This window comes from Fervidobacterium islandicum (genome assembly GCF_000767275.3).
GTDB classification, from domain to species: domain Bacteria; phylum Thermotogota; class Thermotogae; order Thermotogales; family Fervidobacteriaceae; genus Fervidobacterium; species Fervidobacterium islandicum.
Genome location: NZ_CP014334.2, coordinates 1,574,078 through 1,593,663 on the forward strand (window position 1 = coordinate 1,574,078; position 19,586 = coordinate 1,593,663).

Genomic DNA, 19,586 nt, shown 5'->3' on the forward strand with positions numbered 1-19,586 from the left:
AGGGGGATGGGGATTGTTCAAGCTTTGTAGAATACCCGCTTTGGGTATTCTTCTTTTCTTCTAACGCTGTTGAACGAACTCACGGGCACAAGGTATCCCACTATCCTCAAGTATTCATCCGCCTTTTTCTTCCCACATACGGGGCATTGTTCACCATAGAACGCATGGCCTTCTTCACATACGCTTATCTTTTGATTAAATGCAAAATACACAACACCCATATTTGCAACCAAATGGACCATCTTCCATGCTTCTTCTTCCGTTCTAAACGGTGAATCTACGTTTATATGCAGTATCGCCCCGCCTGAGACTTTCTTATCAAACATGCCTGAGTATTTTATCCTGTTTAGCATGTCCGTGTCTGTTGTGAGTGGGAGCCATTGGTTGGAATAAAGCACATACTCTGTGTTGTAAAGGAGTCTATCTTTTTGAGCAAAGGTAACCGCCGCTTTCTCAGCAGGCACCTGTTCTATATTGAACGTGAACCCGTACTTTTCAAAAGCTATATCGTTCATCCTTCTGATTTCGTCAAGTACTGCGTTTACAAATTCTTCCCCTTCTTGTGTATATTTCACCCCGTCGATGTCCACCATCGTCAAACCGAGCAATTCCATCGCCTCGTACAGTCCGTTTATACCAACCGTTCCGTACTGCCTGTTTAGATCCATCAGTCCCAAGCTATAAAGCGGCAGTACGCCCTGCTGGATTCTTTCTTGAATTATGTTTCTGATAGCTGCCAAAACTTTCTGGACGAGTTCTACTTTCTCGGCAAGCCTTTTGATAAAACCTTCCTTATTCCCTATTTCAAGTGCGATCCTTGGCAGGTTTATCGTCACTACCTTGAAAGAACCGATGTTCAAGTCCGAGCCACCGATGGAGTTCACCATACCAGACAGCTTATCAGGTCCCATCTTAAACTTCAGTTCCTTTGTAGAACTCGTGAGCCTGCAGCAAGAAGCCACCGCATCAATGCTATCAGAGACGTACCAGTTCGTATCTTGCCATCTTAGGTTGACTTTGTTTATAAACCTCGCACTGTCTTCATCAACAAACTTACCATCTTTGTACAGCAAAGATGCTGTTAAAACCGGGAACGTGAACATCTGCTTTTCTCTTTCTTGAGATATCCACAGCCAGTATTCTTTCTGCAATTCTATTATCTGCTCAACGTAGTCTGTGATAGCCGAACCATCTGGATAACTTTCTCCTTCGAAAATCGTTTTGATGTAGTTCCTATCCAGATATGTGAAGTTCGTGTAAGGAGACTGAGTGCCTCTTATCGGCTGGTTAATCGAGTAGGTGAAAATCTGGAAGTGCTGGTGCAGGTATTCCTTTGCCTTACCTTTTGGTATTACTCCACTTTCCAAATCTTTTCTGTAAAAATAAGCAAGCCACACAAAGAAATCCGGCAAACCAACGGCACCTGATTGCTGGTTGGATGCAAACATGACAAATTGTATCACGTGCTGGATGTAAGAAGAAAGATGTTTTGCCGGGATTGATTTTATACTATCGATGAAAAATAATCCCTTTTCCACAATTGGTCGCAAGGAATAAGCGTAACAATACGGCTCGAATGCGGCATGATGAGCATCGTGCAGGTAAATATCTCCGTACATTTGGAATCTAAGGAACTTCTTCGCATCTTCCAAACCAAAGAGTGACTTCATTCGTTCGTAAATGTAGTAGATGGAGTACAGCTTCGACCAAGGTTTTACAACCTCGTTGAAGTACGTGTAGACGTTTGTACTCCTCACATTTGCATTTGCATCTATCGTAGAATTCAGAATTCCGCTGTTGAAAAAGTGCTCTGTGAACTTTGCTACATCAAGCTGCCAGCTGATACCTTCTAAATCCAAAAATGGTTCTGGAATGCTTGATATTTCTTCAATAAAATCATCAGAAAAACTGAACGATTTAAGCACATCTCTCAACAGTTGCATAGCACGTCCCCCTTTTTTATGTCTACTTTTTGTACTTTGCTCTTGTTTTTCAAGATTTCCAAGATCTTGAAAAGTTCTTCTTTTGTGAGATACATTTGATTTGCCGATGCAGGAAAACCGTCACGATGATACTTTTTCATATACCGCCCAAGTACGTACTCGTCGAAGTAATCCAAAGGTATGTCAAGCTCTAACAAATCCTTCGGACTTCTCCAAGAATAGACAAGTACAACCACTTGCTCTTGAAAAATCTCTTTGACCGTCTTTGCAAGCATATACGCAAACCTTCTGTTTCGCACAGACAAAGGTTCTCCGCCGAGCAATACGAGTGCAACTTTATCGTACGTACTCAAAAGCAACCTAAGCTTAGCTATAGTGTGTTCAACAAGGTGCCTGAAGTCGATAGCAAACCTTTCGTCAAACTCCCATGTCTCAGGATTATGACACCCCAAACATTTCGGGAACGCATCGCACCCCTGGAAGTAAACACTAACGGAAGGAAGGCTCGGATGGTCGCCTTGCATTACACGTAAAACACGTAGAAGCGGTTCATCAAACATCAGTGAGCTGAATAGTTCAGCAACTTGACCCTTTTGTTCCATAAAAACCCCCCAGTTTAGTACAAACATTAAACACAGTACATGAGTTCGGAAAGTAGAAATATACACCGAAGCAAGAGGCTACAAAGGTCGATAAAACACATTATATCGTAGAATTTCCATATTATTACACAATATATAGTATCACATCTGATGCCAGATTGTCAAGAAAAAAGGGTGGGAAAATTCAAAATCCCACCCAAGATATTGTATTAACATTATTTCGACAACAACAATTAGTTATCAACGGATAGAATTACAATCCCAGGTACGCCTTTTTTACCTGTTCATCCTTGAGCAGATCTTTTGCTGGGCCTTCAAGAACGATATTACCTGTTTCCAAGACGTATCCGTAGTGCGATATGTTCAGTGCACCAACAGCATTTTGTTCCACAAGTAGTATAGTCATCCCTTCTGAATTCAACTTCTTGATAATTTCAAAAACCTCTTCCACAAGTATCGGAGCAAGGCCAAGCGAAGGCTCATCCATCATGAGCACCTTTGGCCTGCTCATAAGAGCTCTAGAGATGGCCAGCATCTGCTGTTCACCACCAGAAAGTGTTCCACCGAGCTGATTTTTCCTTTCAGCAAGCCTTGGGAAAAGTGTAAAAACCCATTCCAGATCTTGTTTGATTCCATCTTTGTCTTTTCTATTGAAAGCACCCATCATGAGGTTTTCCATAACAGTCAGGTTGGGAAAGATCCTTCTTCCCTCTGGAACAAGACATACCCCCATCCTGTTTATCTGGTGTGGAGGTTGGTTTTGGACTTCTTTACCATTGAAGATGATTCTTCCCCTTCTTGATTTCACCAAACCTGCAATTGTGGAAAGCGTGGTAGTTTTCCCCGCACCGTTTGCGCCGATGAGTGTCACTATCTGTCCCTGTTCCACCTTAAAAGAAATACCTTTGATAGCGTGGATTGAACCGTAAAATACATGGAGCCCCTCAACTTCAAGCACCGGCATGTTCCCACTCCTTACCCAAGTAAGCTTCTATAACTCTCGGGTTTCTACTTATCTCCTGAGGTGTTCCTTCAGCAATGATCTTTCCAGAATCCATAACGATTATCCTTTCACACACGCCCATAACAACTTTCATATCGTGTTCAATCAGAACCACTGTCAATTTGAACTCATCCCTTATGTATCGAATAAATTCCATCAATTCTTCCGACTCTTTTGGATTCATACCAGCTGCTGGTTCATCCAAGAGCAACAATTGGGGTTCTGTAGCTAACGCCCTTGCAATTTCTAATTTCCTTTGCTGACCGTATGGAAGTGACGAGGCAATCTCGTATGCCAGATGGTCCAAGCCCACTTTTCTTAAAAGCTCCATACCTATATCGCGCATCTCGAGCTCTTTTTTTCTGTACCCTACCTTCGTCACAGCTCTCCAGAACCAAAGGTGTCCCTTGATCTTAGGATCTTTACCATGTTTTTTCAGAATCTCGTCTGCGTCCCTTGTAGAGAGCAAATGGTGCATAGCTACAAGCACATTGTCAAGAACTGTTAACGTCCCAAAGAGCCTTATGTTTTGAAACGTTCTTGCTATACCAAGATGCGTAATTTGGTGAGGTTTGTACGGTGTGATGTCTATGTCATCAAAGATTATCCTACCCTTTGTTGGGTAGTAAATCCCAGTGATAACGTTGAACGCCGTAGTCTTACCAGCACCGTTTGGACCTATGATGCCAAGGATCTCACCCTCGTAGACGACGTTGTCAAAATCGTCTACAGCCGTCAATCCACCGAACTGCATTGTAACATGGTCCATCTTTAGAATTACACGCCTGTTTTTTTCGTTGTTCAATCTCTTTTCTTGCATTAATGTATTGTTCATTTTTCACCACTCCTTCTCAAGCCGAGGCGCTTGAAGAAGTTGATTATACCTTCCCAAGTGAGTTCGCTTCTGCCAAAAATTCCCCTCTTCCATACGATCATCGTCACGACAAAGAGCACAGACAACACAAGCATCCTCATACCTTGGATAGCTGGAAAAGACCTTCCAAAAAGTGTGAACGGCTGTTCGAAAGCTCTGAGCCACTCCATCAAAAACGCAAAGATTATCGCACCAACAACTGATCCGCTTATACTTCCGAGCCCACCAAGAACAACCATGATAAGCACGTAGTAAGTGAGTATTGGACCGAATGTCGTGATTCTCGGATCAATTGTCGTAAGCCAGTGCGCATAGAGTGCACCGCTAACACCTGCAAAAAACCCGCTTATGACTAATGACAACAACGTGTGTTTAAAGACATTAATTCCCATTGCTTCAGCTGCAATTGCATTGTCTCTTATTGCCAAAAATGCCCGACCGTACGAGCTTTTCACAAGGCTCACGATGAAAAGTATCGTCACAAAGAGCCAACCCCAGCTCCACCAAATGTTTGTGTAGTTAGGTAAACCCTTTAATCCGAGTGAACCGTTTGTGATCGATTGTAAGTTGAGTGCAAGGATTCTGAGCACTTCGGAAAAGCCAAGTGAAGCGATAGCAAGGTAATCACCAGAAAGTCTTAGAACTGGAAATCCGATAATAAAAGCTCCAAAGGCAGCAACAAGCCCTCCAACAATCGTGGCTGTAAAGAAATCTGTGTGCAAATTAGCAATTAACGGGCTCGGTGGAGCTATAATGAATATCATTGCTTTTTGGTCAGGTGGAATTGTCAAAAGCGCGGAAGTATACGCACCAAGCAGTATAAAACCTGCATGACCCAGTGAGAACACACCGGTAATCCCGTTGACCAGGTTCAAGCTAACAGCCATGATTCCGTATATGGCCATCAAAGAGAGAATTTGCTTTTTATATGAATCAAAGCTCGCATCCGCAATCGCCAGCAGAATAATAACCACTATTAAGAACAGAACAGTCAAAATCAAATCTCTTTTCGTTCGGTTTCTCATCTCTCTCACCCCAACTTTAGTGCATCAAACTTTTTCCACAGCGCGTTTACCGAGAAGACCTGCTGGCCTGACAAGAAGTATCAGAATCAGAATAATGAAAGCAAAAGCATCTTTGTATTGCATAACCGTCGGGAAGAATGTGATTATCATCATCTCGATCACACCAAGCAGTATTCCACCAAGCACTGCACCACCGATAGAGCCAATCCCACCAAGAACTGCTGCAACAAAAGCCTTCAAACCGGGGACAAAGCCTGTGTAAGGATAAAAGCTCGGATACCTCAATGCCCACATAACCCCAGCAAGAGCCGCAAGAGCAGAAGATATGGCAAACGTAAAACCTATAACATTATCGACATTGACACCCATCAAAGATGTCGTAGGTATATCAACCGATATTGCGCGCATGGCCATTCCCATTTTAGTTTTATAAACTATCAGGAAAAGCACAAATAGAGCAACAGCTGTTATGCCAAGTATGATGAAGATAATCTTTGGTAGATACACGTTACCAATTACAAACGATTCAAACGCAATAGTCTTGTTCTGAAGAGCTTCCAAGAAGGCCTTGTAGTTAGGTCCAAAGAAAACAACAGCGAAGCTTTCGATAAAAAACGAAACACCTATTGCCGTTATCAGTGCTGAAATCCTTGGAGAATTTCTCAGTGGCTTATAAGCCAGTCTATCGATAAGCACACCCAAAATCGCCGTTGCTCCAAGAGAAACAGTAACAGCAAGCGGAAAACTCAGCCTTATCAGTGTTGCACCGTAGTAAGCAAAGTAAATGCCCATAACCATGATGTCACCAAAGGCGAAATTTATCAATCTCAATATACCGTAGACCATCGTGTAACCAACAGCTATGAGTGCGTACAGCCCACCGACCATAAGACCATTGAATAAGTTTTGAATGAAAATCGTTAGGTTTATAGTCAATTCAAGCACCTCCTTAAGCCAAATTAAGCCCTGCCCCACTTTAAGCGGGGCAGGGGATTTTTCTAACTACTGCAAATCTTTCGGCTCTATCCTTGTTTCGTACTTGAACTGTCCATTCTGAACCTTGACTATGATTACGTCTTTTATAGCATTTCCATTCTCATCGATTGTGATTGTTCCGCTGACTCCTTGGAACCCTTTTGTTGATCTTATGGCTGTGTTTATCTTCACAGGGTCTTTAGATTTTGCACGTTCAATTGCATCAACAATAAGCATATAGGCATCGTACCCGAGCGCTGCATTCATTGCCGGCATAGTTCCGTACTGTTTTTTGAAAGCTTCAACGAAATCTTTTGCGAGCTTCGTTGTGGCAGCTTCGGGAACATAGTGAGTTGTGAAGTAAAGCCCCTCTACAGCCTTGCCACCAATTTTTACAAGTTCCGGAGCATCCGCACCGTCACCTGCGATGAAATATCCCTTGTATCCCATAGAACGTGCCTGCTGGGCTATTAAAGCAATCTCGTTGTAGTATCCAGTCATCATGATGACATCACTTCCAAAAGCTATTGCCTGAGAAATCTGCGCGCTGAACTCCTGGTCACCTGATTTGTATTGAACTTTCAGTACTTGTCCTTTGTATTTCTTTTCAAATCTTTCTGTGAAGTAATTAGTCAAACCCACACTATAATCTTGCTCTATATCCACAAATATGGTGACCTTCTTAGCTTTTAAATTCTTTGCTGCGAACTCTGCGAGCGCAGTTCCCTGTAGCGGGTCGATAAAGCAGACCCTTGAAACAAATTTCTTGCCCTGAGTGACAAGTGGGTTAGTCGAAGTAACTGCAACTTGCGGAACTTTCCTTGCTTCCGCAATTTCGGCTGCAGCCATTGAGTTGCTACTTGCTATCTCTCCAATAACTGCAACAACCTTTTCCTTATCAATCAACCTAGCCATGGCGTTTGCCGCTTCTGTTTTTTCACTTCTTGTATCAGCGTACACAAGTGTTATCTTTTCGCCAAGAGCAGTACCTTTTTGCTTGTGTGCAAGTTCTATACCTTTTTTAGTCCAGTCTCCGAAAGCAGAAATACCGCCGGTCAGCGGTAACAATACACCAATCTTAATCTCTGCAAAGATACTGAGGGCAAGCAGAAGCACAATAAAGCTAAGTAGCTTCCTCATACACCACACCTCCATTTATAAAGATTTTGAGACTTTTTACCTAAAAATGGGGGGGAAGTCCCCCCATATTTTTCATACCACTGTTAAATTATTTCAGATCGCTTGCAGATATCTTAGCAGCAAATGCAAATTGCTGATTTTTGACTGTTAGAATGACAACATCTTTCGTGGCATTTCCATTCTGGTCAATCGAAATGACACCTGTTGCCCCTTGGAAATTCTTGATCGATCTGATAGCGGTAGCTATGAGTTCTGGCTTTGTTGTCTTTGCCCTTTCAATTGCTTCAACAACAAGCATGTATGCGTCGTATCCAAGAGCAGAAAGTGTAGATGGCTTCACGCCGTATTTCTTCACAAAAGCATCCACAAACTTCTTTGAAACTGGAGTAATCGGTGCATCCGGATGGTAGTGGTCAGAGAAGTACATTCCTTCTACAGCCTGACCTCCAATTTTTATCAATTCTGGCGCATCCGCACCATCGCCCGCAAGTATGTAACCTTTGTATCCCAGAGACCTCGCTTGCTGTGCGACGAGTGCTATCTCATTGTAGTATCCGGTGACAACTATGGCCTCGCTTCCAAACGCAAGAGCTTGTGAAAGTTGTGCGCTGAACTCCTGGTCACCTGATTTGTACTGAACTTGGAGGACCTGACCACCATATTTTTTGAATCTTTCTATAAAGTAATTCGAAAGTCCAACGCTGTAGTCTTGTTCAACATCAGTAAATACCGTTGCTTTTTTAATTTTTAACGTCTTAACGGCAAACTCTGCGAGTGCAGTTCCTTGGAGTGGGTCAATGAAACAAACTCTTGAGACAAATTTCTTACCTTGTGTCACGAGCGGATTTGTAGACGATGGACTAACCATTGGGACCTTTTTCTTTTCCGCAATTTCACCAGCAGCAATAGAGTTACCACTGATGACTTCACCTATAACAGCAACGACGCCTTCCTTATCTATTAACCTTGCGATACCGTTTGCCGCTTCCGTCTTCTCGCTACGCGTATCCATGTATACAACTTCTATCTTCTCTCCAAGAACTGTTCCTTTCTCCTCGTGAGCAAGCTCGATACCTTTCTTGACCAAGTCACCAAAAGCCGATACACCACCGGTAAGTGGTAAGAGCGCACCTATCTTGATAACGGCGAAAATACTAAGTGAACTGAGTAGAAGAGCGACCACCAAAAGTTTTCCGAACTTCCTCATACCTAACCCCTCCCTTGAAAAGATTTAGAAAAATTTGGAAGAAAAACCACTTCTTCCAATATTGAACGTATGGAAAAGTAACAGACTTAACTTTTTTGTTTGTATTTTAACACAAAGTACGGTTTTAAGTCAAGCTAATTTTATTGCAATAATGCATAATGCTAAGAAATAAGATAAAATAAACTTATGGACAACTTTTTCTATGAAAAAGTATTATTTTTCAAGAAAATCAGAGATACGAAATCTAAAATAACAACGTTACTCTTGCAAAGTGAACTTCTTTATGCTTTATTTGAGAAAAAGTATCCTATGATAAAGAAGTCCTTTCCAGGTGGTATAATTGAAACAAGGGTGCTTTAAATTCAAAAAAGAAAGTCGATCTAAGAGGTGAGCAGCGATGAATATATTACTTGGTGTTTCGTCTGGTATAGCCATCTACAAAGCTGTAGACTTGGCGAGTAAGATAAGAAAAGAAGGATGGAATTTGAAAGTGATAATGACAGAGCATGCAACAAAACTCATAAGTCCCATCGTTTTTTCATCAGTTGGCAACTGTGAAGTTTTCACTGACACTTACGAAATCGAACAAGGTTGGATCATCCATACGGAAGTTTCAAAGTGGGCAGATGTTTTACTTATCGCACCTGCAACAGCGAATACTATTGCAAAATTGGCACATGGGTTTGCCGATAATCTGTTAACAACAACGGCGCTCGCATTTAACAAATCCAACAAAGTAGTTGTTCCAACAATGAACACACGAATGTATGAAAATCAGGTAACACTGGAGAACATTGAGAAATTAAAAGAACATGGCTGGAAGGTGTTGGAACCAGAAGCTGGGCACCTTGCCTGTGGTGAAGTGGGGAAAGGTCGGTATCCCGAGAATGAGAAAATCATCGAATTTGTAAAAATACTCTCCGAAGAAAAACCCCTCTCCGGTAAAAAGGTATTGATTACAGCAGGTCCTACAAGGGAAGCTATCGACCCTGTAAGGTACATCTCAAACCATTCAAGTGGTAAGATGGGGTACTCAATAGCAAAAGTAGCCAAAAGACTCGGGGCCGAAGTATGCCTAATATCTGGTCCTACTTGCTTGGAGGTTCCTTATTTTATTGATTCATATATTCGTGTCGAAAGTGCAAAAGATATGTTCGAAGCTGTTTTGGAAAAATACAGAGAATATGATATACTAATAATGTGCGCCGCTGTCGCAGACTACACACCCACCCAAAGCTCACAAGAAAAGATTAAGAAGACTCAGGACAAGCTGGTACTGGAACTTTCAAAGACACCAGACATATTGGATTTCTTAGGTCATAACAAACAACCGGGGCAAATAGTTGTCGGATTCGCCGCTGAAACGCAGAACATCGTTGACAATGCGTATGAAAAACTTTTGAAAAAGGAAGCCGATGTTATTGTTGCAAATGATGCAAGAAGAGCCATGGGAAGTGATGAAAATCAAGTGTATTTAATTTTTAAAGATAAGCCTACGGTAGTGATCGAGGGCAAAAAAGAAGAAGTAGCAAAGGAGTTGTTGAAAAGGGTATGCGAGCTATTAGAGAAATGAAGTTGAGAAAGCCACAACGCCAAACATCTAAAAGTATTAAAGTTCTTGTGCTCGCTTTTATTGTCCTACTATCATTGATCTTCTCAGGTACAGCATTCAGTTTAGTAGTCGAAAAAGTTTACGTTGGTATCAAGTACTCATTTAGAAATTATCGAACCAACGGTGACGTTATTTTCATTGATCCATTCAGTAGAAAAATGGCACTTTACGAGCTTTCAAGCAAGCAAATTCTTGGTTTTTATAACTACATCGGAAATTTTGTAATTGCTGTATACGATTTAAAAGATAGCTACATTGTTGTGGATCGCACAGGTCCGAATCTTTCCAGAATGGCACTCAGCGGAGAATTGATTTCTAATGCAAAGTTTGATAGAAGGATACAAAGCAGCCTTTTCGATGGTGATAAAATATACGTGCTTCTTGAAGGAGGAACGGTCTACGCTTTTGATAAGAACCTGAACCAGATATTCAAAAAGTCATTTACTGGTTCTCCTGCTTATCTGTTTCTGTGGAGAGGGCAACTTTTAGCAACCTACCTCTGGAATGATAACTACGATGTGGAATTTCTCGGAGAACAACCAGTGAAGACTGGATTGACAACCCCGTCTATTCTTGCAAATGATTTGCTTGTTGATACAAGGGGAGGAAAGGTCTACAACCTAGCAACTGGTAAAACAACAAAGCTCGCAGCGTACATATCAAGTGCTCATTACGACAAAGATACTGGGCAATATTACATTTCATCAATGTCAAATTCGACTGTATACGTACTGAAAGACGATGCCGTAATGAACTCGTTCCAAGTACCTTATACACCAACGCAAGTTTCAAAGATAGGTAACTACATCGTGGTATTAAGTGCACCTTACAATAAGGTCATGGTAACAACAAATGGCAAGGATATTATGGTACTCGATACAGGTGACTATCCACTTGAGGTCTTCAAGATTGGGGCTTCAACAACATCGTTTGCTGTTTACTGTTCAGACAGCGGAGAAGTGTATTACTACTATTTCTAAAAATTTACCAACTCACAGTAAAGAAAACCAAAAGGGAGGTATAAAAAATGAAGGCAGTGAGATGGGTTAACACATTCTTTCCAAAGGTAAAAAACACACAAACGATAGCAGAGGCACTTCATGAAATGAGGAAACACTCATGCGACTACTGTATAGTGATCGATGAAGATGGTAAATTTGACGGCTTGCTCCACAAGTCTGTAATTAAAGAAGTTGAAATGGAAGAAAAAGTGGGTCCGTACGTTGTATTCCCAGACTTTTACATAGTTGAAGACTCAACAATTGAAGAAGCCGCCATGATGCTGATCGAGAACAAAGAAACAATACTACCCGTTGTGAATTCAAACAGTGAAGTAATAGGAGTACTAACCATTCAAGAAGTCCTCGAGGCAATGACCGAAATGGCAGCAATGGATGAGCATGGTATAAGAATCAACCTCACACTACCAGACAAACCTGGTGAGCTTAAGAAGGTCATCGACGTGCTTGCAAATAACAAGATTAACATTCTGTCGATTTTGACAATCAAAGATGGTGAATCAAGGCTGGTCTCGATAAAAGTTGATAGCAAGGATGCGGAAAGCGTTGCAGGTATTCTTGAGATTTACGAAATTGCATACGAATCCATAGTGGAGGAAGAAGGTTTCTTCTGATAATCGAACATGGAGCTACTTTTTAAACTTGAGCAACTCGAGTTTGAAGGACCGCTTGATTTACTCCTTTATCTAGTGCAAAAGAAAAAAATAGACATCCGTCAGTTGTCGATATCACAACTGGCGGATGAGTTTTTGTATTATGTCAACCAGATGGAGGAACTCAACCTCAACGTTACATCCGAATTCATCGCGACAGCTGCTTATCTTCTCGAACTGAAATCGAAAAGCTTGTTACCAATGAGTGAGAAAGAAAAGAAAGAGTATGAATACAAAAGAGAGTTGCTCATAAAACGCATCGAAGAATATGCAAGGCTCAAAGAGCTTACCGAAGAGATTATGACCAAAAGCTCTGCAGATCAATACCCTGTTAAGGTACCGTATTCGTTCCCAAAAGTTGATGAGAAGAAATTGGTCAAAATCGTCAAAGCCGCACTCCAAGAAGTCGAAGTTAAGCAGAAAGTGTATATCATAAAGAAGGAAAACTATTCATTGGAACGTATCATGGAAGAAATCGAGGAAAAATACGATGTCGTTAATTTATTGGAAATCCTTAGGGACAGCTCGTCCAAATACGAAATCATCGTGAAGTTCTTAGCTGTTCTGGAATTAATCAGATTCGAAAGATACATAATAGATGATGACCTTGTTTTGAGAAAAGTGGTGAGGCCAGATGTCTCGGGCATTCGAGCGTGAATTAAGTGATTTAGTGGATGAATCCACAAAAACCTTGCAACCTGATAAGATATCGCTTGTTGAAGCTATTATCTTTGCTTCAAGAGGCGTATCTAAAGCGACTCTCGCCGAATTAACTGACATCCCCGACGAGGAACTTGATAAAATCATCACTTATCTTAAGAAAAAGTACGATTCAGACGAACATGGCATCGAACTAAAACAGATAGAAGATTACTATCGATTCTACACGAAATCGAAGTTTGCCGATGTAGTGTCAAAAGTAGCCAAAAGAAGAAATCTTGGTAGCCTGTCACCTGCTCAACTTGAGATTGCAGTATTCCTAGCCGTTCGAAGACAAGCAACCAAACTTGAGATCGATAGCATGCGTGGTAAAGATTCCTCCAACTTGATAAAACAGCTACTCGTCTCCGGAGTTATCAAAAGAAGAAAACTCGGTCGAACGTTTGTTTATAGCCTAACAGATACATTCAAAGATGAAAGCATGATCGAAGAGTTGGTAAGGCAAGCCGGCGGAGCTTCATTTGAAAGCATAGGCAAAATGCTCTTTGAAACCCCCGAAACCATACAATCACAAGATACGCAACAAATCCAGCAAGATACTTCTAACAGTGATGAATCAAAAGATTTTCACAGCGATGCATTTGAGGTCATCCGAAAAGAAGAAATAGAAATCCCTCCTGAAGAATAAAATACGTGCTAAAAGAAGGTGGAAATTTTGACAGTCCGTGAAGCAAAGTATCTATCAAAGAAAATAATGGAGGCAGGGGAAATTCCCCTGTTGATTGGTCATTTTGGCGTGGGAAAGACCGATATAGCACGGGAAATCGCTCAAGAAACACAAAGAAAACTAATCATACTCGTTCTTTCACAAATGGAGCCGGGCGATTTGATTGGTCTGCCTGCAAGGGATGAGAACAAGACAAGATTTCTGGCTCCAGACTGGTGGCCAGAGGATGGGAACACCATAATCCTTTTGGATGAGATAAACCGCGCACATAGAAGCATCAGAAACGCCATTATGCAACTTCTTGTTGACAAAAGAATACACAACCACATCCTCCCGGATGGCACATGGATAATGGCTTCCATGAATCCACCAGACGAAAACTACGACCAAGTCGAGCTCATTACAGACCCAGCATTTCTGAGCAGGTTCTTCATTCTTGAGATCCATCCTGATCCAAATGAATGGGTCGAATGGGCGAAGAAAAACCACATAGAAGAGGAAGTAATAGACTTCATATCGAAATATCCGGAATTTCTTTCCGTTCACGAAACTGTATCACTCAAAGCGTCTATTAAGCCCAGTCCAAGAAGCTGGCACAAACTGAGCAGAGTGCTATCGCTTATGTCTGAAGACGACAAAAAAGAATATCTCTACATCCTTGCAAGCGGTATCGTGGGACCAGAAGCAGCAAAGGTGTTCATTGACAAAACCATTACAGGCCAACTCAACACTCCATCGGAGATACTCATAGAAGGTAAGATTCCAGAATCTTTAGACATCCACCAAGCAAACGGCCTACTAATTCGCTTGGTGGATTACCTGACAACAGTCGATGATAAGGAATTGGAGAAACTCTCAAACAATGTGGAAACTATCGCCCTGAACCTTATAAGACTCTCCAACGTCGTACCAAAAGATTCGTTCGAGGCATTCATTAGAATGTTGGTTAACCTATCGAATTTGCCAGGACTGAAAGGCGAGTTCTCTGATAAACTGCTTAGAAAGTTAGTCTCACAATCGAACAACTGAAAACTATAGACCACAAAAGCGCAGTGTGTATTAAGACAAACAAAACGTAATGTTAACTCAAACTTAAATAAAAAAATTCATTCTGTGGTATCATATGAACGTGTATTTTCATCTTTTTAAGGAAGGAGAGATTAACATGTTTGATCACGAACACCATCACCACCATCATCACGATCACGATCATGATCACGAACACGATCATGACCACATTGACGCATTCACTCTTATGGACGAGGAAGGTAACGAACATCACTTTGTTCTTTTAGGAGAAGTTGAAAACAAAGGAAAGACATACTGGGTATGTGAAGAAATCTTCGTAGAAAATGATGAGGTTTCCGAATTTGGAGATACATACCTTTTCATCAAAACAGAAGACGATGAAGGTAACGTCTTCCTCGACTCAATACAGAGTGAAGAAGAATTCAACGAAGTTGCAAAGCTTTGGGAAGACATGATGGGTGGAGAGGACTTCTTCATCGATTTAGATGAAGAAGACGAAGAAAACGAAGAAGACGAGCAGTAAGTTTTTTCAATCTCATCTTCACAGTCTTGACCAACCACTGAAGATTTGGTAAAATAGACTTCGGTCAAAAATCCAAAATTCAGCTGGTGCAGGCGTAGCTTCAAGCGGTGGAGCGCCTCCTTGGTAAGGAGGAGGGTGTGGGTTCGAGTCCCACCGCCTGCTCCAAAAGTGAGAAAAATTGCGAAAGAGGGTACAAAAGTGAAACGTACCCTCTTTTGTTTTTATATCCCTCGAAAAAACACTTGTAACCAAATCATTTAGGCTATCAGTGTTGTTCAAACGCCACAAAACACGTAGTATAATAGTCTTCCATAACCATTTACATAAGCAAGAAACGAGCAATCTAAGAGGGGGCAGTTATAAACAATGAACGTACTCGATGTTCTATTATTTTTACCTTCAATATTTCTTGGAATAATAATGGGTGGAAATGATGCAGGAAATACATTAGGAGTCACTATTGGAAATGGTGTGTTCAAAGCAAAAAAGGCAATAACAATTGCCGCTATTGTGGTGATCATAGGGGCTTTTCTTGGGGGTAAACCCGGTCTTAAGTTAGCCTCCGGAATAGTTAAGGTTGACTTAGCAGGGATGGTTATAATTAATCTGTCTGCAGCAGTTGTGACACTTTTCTTTCTAAGGAAAGGCCTTCCCATCTCTATGACGCAAGCAATCATTGGAGCAAACGTCGGCGTTGGTATCCTGCTCAAGAATATCAATACCCAGATTTTGTTGTACATAGTTTTAGGATGGTTCTCAACTCCCGTTGTGGCATTTATTCTTGGATTCACCCTTCAGAAAGTTTTATCGACTATGTTTAGAGGCATACGTAATTTGCAAGTTAGGTTCTACATTCTGAGGGTTTTCTTGTGGTTTTTTACAATTTACGGAGCATACTCAATGGGTGCAAACGATGTTGGAAAAATTACTGGAATACTCTACCAGAGAGGTTATAATTCTTATCTGCTCTTGTTCATAGGTGGATTGTCGTTAAGTGCTGGGATAGTTTTGTTAAGTAAAAAGACAATCTACACGCTCGGACGAGAATTGATTGCGCTTGACGATTTCACAGCCATGGTGACTGTAGCAACTCAAGCCTTAACTATTTGGCTTTATTCACTTGTTGGACTCCCAGTTTCACCGGCTCATGCGATAATTGGCAGTTTGGTTGGCGTGGGCTATTCAAAAGGTACAAGGCTACAGAATCCGAAGGTATTTCAGAAGATACTCTTCTCATGGATAGAAGCCCCACTATACGGTGGAATATTCTCCGCTTTGATGTATTCAATATACAAACTTTTGTGGTAGAATATATACGTGAAAATAGAAAAAAGACGGAGGTGTATATGGACATGGACTTGAAGTCATTCATCAGAGACATTCCAGATTTTCCACAAAAGGGGGTTATATTCCGCGACATAACACCGCTTATCAAAAACCCAGAGGCATTTAAGTATGCTGTTGATACTATAGTCGAAGAAGTTAAGAAATTCGATTTCGACCTCGTTGTTTGTCCAGAAGCCCGAGGATTCATCATCGGAGCTCCCATAGCGTATCTTTTGGGTAAGGGATTTGTTCCTGTTAGAAAACCTGGAAAGCTTCCGTACAAAACCGTCAGTGATACATACGAACTGGAGTACGGAAAAGCAGAGTTGCACATCCATGAGGATGCAATTCAGCCAGGTCAGAAAGTCTTGATAGTAGATGATGTGCTTGCAACAGGAGGTACAGCTTTGGCACTGAAAAGGCTCGTTGAAAAAGTCGGAGGAGAAGTTGTCGCAAGTGCTTTTTTAATTGAGCTCACTTATCTGAATCCAAGAAGATTGCTCAACAACCTGCCGATAATTGCGCCAATTAAATACTAATTCGAGTATAATAATATAAATAAAGACGAATTTCAAAAACAATCGGAGCAAATCAACGAAACAATCCATCGCTGAAAACAGTAAAGAAAAGCACCGTATGAATGTTGTGGAGGTGTGACTCGTGCTAAAATTTGATTTCACGTACACGCTTGCGGAAAACGTGCAAGGCGGGCTTGATACTGAGGAGATCGATTCGTATTCTGAAAAAGTACACGAATTTCTCAAAAAACTCGATGAAAACAAGCCGGGCTTTGTTAATGCTGTACTTACTCGAAAATGGGTTGATTCAGTCAATGAACTGAGCGATTTCATATTCACATTCGACAACCTCGTCGTACTTGGGATTGGAGGTTCCGCACTCGGCAATATAGCAATTCAAAACGCTCTAAGACCTGCGAACTGGAATTCGATGAGTGTGGATGAACGAAACGGATACTTAAGAATTTTCGTAGTCGACAACGTTGATCCGGACTTCTTGTCCTCTGTTCTTGACTGCGTTAATCCAAAGACCACGTTGTTCAACATCATCTCGAAATCCGGAACCACGGCAGAGCCCATGGCCAACTACCTAATTGTGCGCAGCATACTTGAATCGTACGGTCTTGACCCAAAAGAACACCTCATTTTCACAACAGACCCAGAAAAAGGTGTCTTGAGAAGACTCGGTAGGGCGGAAGGTATAAGAATGCTCGAAATCCCGCCAGACGTCGGGGGAAGGTTCAGCGTATTAACGCCTGTCGGACTTCTCTCAGCTAAAGCAGCTGGAGTTGATATTGAAGAACTCATAATCGGGGCTAAGGATGCATATGAAAAGACCATAAAATCACCTCTTTGGGAAAACCCGGCAGCAATGATCGCTGTGACACACTATCTGCACTATTTGAAGAAGAGAAACATATCGGTGATGATGGCATATTCTAACAGACTTTATTATCTTGCCGATTGGTACAGGCAACTGTGGGCAGAAAGCCTTGGGAAGATGTACGATAACGATGGAAACAAAGTAAATGTAGGACAGACACCGGTGAAAGCTCTCGGTGCAGTCGACCAGCACTCCCAAGTCCAGCTCTACAACGAAGGTCCAGACGACAAAGTAATAACGTTCCTCAGAACAGAGCAGTTTGACAGAGAAATATTAATACCAAAATTGCACGAAAACGAACCAGAGCTCGCTTACCTTGGTGGTAAGAAACTTTCCATGTTGCTCAACAGCGAGCAACTCGGCACACAACTTGCACTTGCCAAACACGGCCGACCTTCGTTAACTGTCACATTCCCGAAAATCGACGAATACCACATCGGTCAATTCATAATGTACTACGAGCTTGCAACCGTAATCGCTGGTCACTTGTTCAACATCAACCCGTACGACCAGCCTGGCGTTGAACTTGGAAAGAAGATAACTTACGCTTTGATGGGACGTCAGGGATTTGAAGAATACAACTATTCAGACAGTGCACAGAAAAGAGTTGAGGTCGAATGATGAAAGAATATGTAGAAATCCTTAAGAGCATATTCGACCCTATAGCGGTATTCTTGAGAGACGAAGAATTCATCGTCGTTGTTAAAGACGAGAAGAACTTGCAGCAAGCCATCTCTGAACTTTCCAAAAGTATAGATGACGATATAAGCTTAGTAGTACTCAGTAAAGAAGAGTACGAAAAAATGGAGAAACAGGACCTTGGTGAACGACTGATCTGAGCTTGGTGAACGAGCGTGGTAATCTGCGTAACCGGAAAGATAGCAACCGGTAAGAGCACAGTTTCACAGTTCTTCGCCCAAAGAGGTTTCGAATACATTAACGTGGACAAGCTCGGACACATCGCATTTGAAATGAACAAAGAGAATATAAAGCAAACTTTTGGAACCTGCGATAGAAAAGAAATAGCAAAAATCGTCTTTGCAGATCCACAAAAGCTCAAATTACTCGAAAGCATTGTACATCCAACGATGATGCGATTGCTAAAAGACGAGTTGGAAACAAGAAAAGGAAAAGATATCGTTATCGAAGCCGCAATCAAGCGTAGGTTGGGAATAGACTGCTGTGATATCACAATTACGGTGGTCTGCGATAAGAAAGTTATAAAAGAAAGGCTGAAAGAAAGATACGATGAAGATTTAATAGAAGAGATTCTTGAAAGACAGAGCGACATAGAGCCAGAAGGTATAGTTATTGAAAACAACTCATCACCCGAAGAACTGCAAGCGCAACTTGAAAAAATATACCAACAAATAAAAGCGAAGGGTTAGTCCCTTCGCTTTTTTCAACCTCAGTATTCCTTATTCCCATTCCCCTTTGAGAACAACAAATTCGCTACACTCCCGATCACAACCCCAACCAACATCCAAGCAACTCCAAACCCAACTGCTCCTCTTGCCAGAACCGTCAGCAAGATTTGATACGTCGTGTACTGTTTAAAATTAACAAAAGCGAGTATCTGAAGGATGAAAAACGAAACTATCGGTGAAACGACTGCCACCGTCAACAATTCTTTCATTCTCGTTCCCAAACCCGTTATAAAAAAGGTGATCACCACAAATATCACCGGCAACGCCCCTACTGAAAAGTTTGGGAACAGAAGATAGAACGTAGCATAAGACTCTATCAATGAAACAACCAATATCTTGACAATCAATTCAGCTAAGAGCATAACTACCCTTCCCTTTACACAGAATCGTTATCCTATATATTTTAACATATTTCACCGAAATGTGCTAAAATATTAATA

The 19,586-nt window shown here is 41.5% G+C and carries 21 protein-coding genes and 1 tRNA gene; 13 read left to right on the forward strand and 9 right to left on the reverse strand.

Going from position 1 to position 19,586, the window contains the following annotated elements; genetic code table 11:
• Positions 1–17 precede the first annotated feature (17 nt).
• The 8 genes from NA23_RS07610 to NA23_RS07645 all read right to left on the reverse strand — a co-directional run bounded on the left by NA23_RS07610 (position 18) and on the right by NA23_RS07645 (position 8,769).
• Positions 18–1,943: an anaerobic ribonucleoside-triphosphate reductase gene (locus NA23_RS07610; RefSeq protein WP_033192086.1), complete on the reverse strand. Its 1,926-nt coding sequence runs from the start codon at positions 1,941–1,943 to the stop codon at positions 18–20.
• A complete protein-coding gene (locus NA23_RS07615; protein WP_052107206.1) occupies positions 1,931–2,545 on the reverse strand; it encodes a 4Fe-4S cluster-binding domain-containing protein in 615 nt (204 codons plus the stop codon). The genes NA23_RS07610 and NA23_RS07615 overlap by 13 nt, the downstream gene beginning before the upstream one ends.
• Before the next feature lie 253 nt (positions 2,546–2,798).
• Positions 2,799–3,509, reverse strand: coding sequence for an ABC transporter ATP-binding protein (locus NA23_RS07620; protein ID WP_033192087.1), 711 nt, complete (start codon positions 3,507–3,509; stop codon positions 2,799–2,801).
• The gene (locus tag NA23_RS07625) at positions 3,496–4,383 is read right to left on the reverse strand and encodes an ABC transporter ATP-binding protein (protein WP_236938345.1); all 888 of its coding nucleotides are present in this window, start codon (positions 4,381–4,383) and stop codon (positions 3,496–3,498) included. Before NA23_RS07625 ends, NA23_RS07620 begins: the two co-directional genes overlap by 14 nt.
• Complete coding sequence (locus NA23_RS07630; RefSeq protein ID WP_033192088.1) at positions 4,380–5,447, reverse strand: branched-chain amino acid ABC transporter permease; 1,068 nt, start codon at positions 5,445–5,447, stop codon at positions 4,380–4,382. Before NA23_RS07630 ends, NA23_RS07625 begins: the two co-directional genes overlap by 4 nt.
• Before the next feature lie 24 nt (positions 5,448–5,471).
• A complete protein-coding gene (locus NA23_RS07635) occupies positions 5,472–6,335 on the reverse strand; it encodes a branched-chain amino acid ABC transporter permease (protein WP_052107290.1) in 864 nt (287 codons plus the stop codon).
• 114 nt (positions 6,336–6,449) lie between these two features.
• Positions 6,450–7,562, reverse strand: coding sequence for an ABC transporter substrate-binding protein (locus tag NA23_RS07640; RefSeq protein ID WP_033192089.1), 1,113 nt, complete (start codon positions 7,560–7,562; stop codon positions 6,450–6,452).
• Between the two features lie 88 nt (positions 7,563–7,650).
• Positions 7,651–8,769: an ABC transporter substrate-binding protein gene (locus NA23_RS07645; RefSeq protein WP_033192090.1), complete on the reverse strand. Its 1,119-nt coding sequence runs from the start codon at positions 8,767–8,769 to the stop codon at positions 7,651–7,653.
• A gap of 397 nt (positions 8,770–9,166) precedes the next feature.
• On the opposite strand from NA23_RS07645, the gene coaBC reads away from it, so the two are divergent.
• The 13 genes from coaBC to coaE all read left to right on the forward strand — a co-directional run bounded on the left by coaBC (position 9,167) and on the right by coaE (position 19,107).
• Positions 9,167–10,342, forward strand: a complete 1,176-nt coding sequence (coaBC, locus tag NA23_RS07650) for a bifunctional phosphopantothenoylcysteine decarboxylase/phosphopantothenate--cysteine ligase CoaBC (RefSeq protein WP_033192091.1) — start codon at positions 9,167–9,169, stop codon at positions 10,340–10,342.
• Positions 10,321–11,361: a PQQ-binding-like beta-propeller repeat protein gene (locus tag NA23_RS07655; RefSeq protein WP_033192092.1), complete on the forward strand. Its 1,041-nt coding sequence runs from the start codon at positions 10,321–10,323 to the stop codon at positions 11,359–11,361. Before coaBC ends, NA23_RS07655 begins: the two co-directional genes overlap by 22 nt.
• Before the next feature lie 47 nt (positions 11,362–11,408).
• Entirely contained in the window at positions 11,409–12,014 is a 606-nt protein-coding gene (locus tag NA23_RS07660; RefSeq protein ID WP_033192093.1) for a CBS domain-containing protein, read from the forward strand.
• Between the two features lie 9 nt (positions 12,015–12,023).
• Positions 12,024–12,710, forward strand: a complete 687-nt coding sequence (locus tag NA23_RS07665) for a segregation and condensation protein A (protein WP_033192094.1) — start codon at positions 12,024–12,026, stop codon at positions 12,708–12,710.
• Positions 12,688–13,401, forward strand: a complete 714-nt coding sequence (locus tag NA23_RS07670; RefSeq protein ID WP_052107207.1) for an SMC-Scp complex subunit ScpB — start codon at positions 12,688–12,690, stop codon at positions 13,399–13,401. Before NA23_RS07665 ends, NA23_RS07670 begins: the two co-directional genes overlap by 23 nt.
• Positions 13,402–13,428: 27 nt before the next feature.
• Positions 13,429–14,469 (forward strand): AAA family ATPase, encoded by a 1,041-nt coding sequence (locus NA23_RS07675; protein WP_033192095.1) that lies wholly within the window; start codon positions 13,429–13,431, stop codon positions 14,467–14,469.
• A 136-nt stretch (positions 14,470–14,605) separates the two neighbouring features.
• Positions 14,606–14,992, forward strand: a complete 387-nt coding sequence (locus tag NA23_RS07680) for a DUF1292 domain-containing protein (RefSeq protein WP_033192096.1) — start codon at positions 14,606–14,608, stop codon at positions 14,990–14,992.
• Positions 14,993–15,080: 88 nt separating this feature from the next.
• Positions 15,081–15,157 (forward strand) — tRNA-Thr (locus NA23_RS07685).
• A 201-nt stretch (positions 15,158–15,358) separates the two neighbouring features.
• Positions 15,359–16,300, forward strand: a complete 942-nt coding sequence (locus NA23_RS07690) for an inorganic phosphate transporter (RefSeq protein WP_033192097.1) — start codon at positions 15,359–15,361, stop codon at positions 16,298–16,300.
• 44 nt (positions 16,301–16,344) lie between these two features.
• Positions 16,345–16,857, forward strand: coding sequence for an adenine phosphoribosyltransferase (locus tag NA23_RS07695; protein WP_033192700.1), 513 nt, complete (start codon positions 16,345–16,347; stop codon positions 16,855–16,857).
• Positions 16,858–16,978: 121 nt separating this feature from the next.
• Positions 16,979–18,340, forward strand: a complete 1,362-nt coding sequence (locus tag NA23_RS07700) for a glucose-6-phosphate isomerase (protein ID WP_033192098.1) — start codon at positions 16,979–16,981, stop codon at positions 18,338–18,340.
• Positions 18,340–18,558 (forward strand): hypothetical protein, encoded by a 219-nt coding sequence (locus tag NA23_RS07705; protein ID WP_033192701.1) that lies wholly within the window; start codon positions 18,340–18,342, stop codon positions 18,556–18,558. Before NA23_RS07700 ends, NA23_RS07705 begins: the two co-directional genes overlap by 1 nt.
• A gap of 15 nt (positions 18,559–18,573) precedes the next feature.
• The gene (gene coaE / locus NA23_RS07710) at positions 18,574–19,107 is read left to right on the forward strand and encodes a dephospho-CoA kinase (RefSeq protein WP_033192099.1); all 534 of its coding nucleotides are present in this window, start codon (positions 18,574–18,576) and stop codon (positions 19,105–19,107) included.
• 20 nt (positions 19,108–19,127) lie between these two features.
• On the opposite strand, the gene NA23_RS07715 is transcribed toward coaE, so the two are convergent.
• The gene (locus NA23_RS07715) at positions 19,128–19,508 is read right to left on the reverse strand and encodes a hypothetical protein (protein WP_033192100.1); all 381 of its coding nucleotides are present in this window, start codon (positions 19,506–19,508) and stop codon (positions 19,128–19,130) included.
• Positions 19,509–19,586 lie beyond the last annotated feature (78 nt).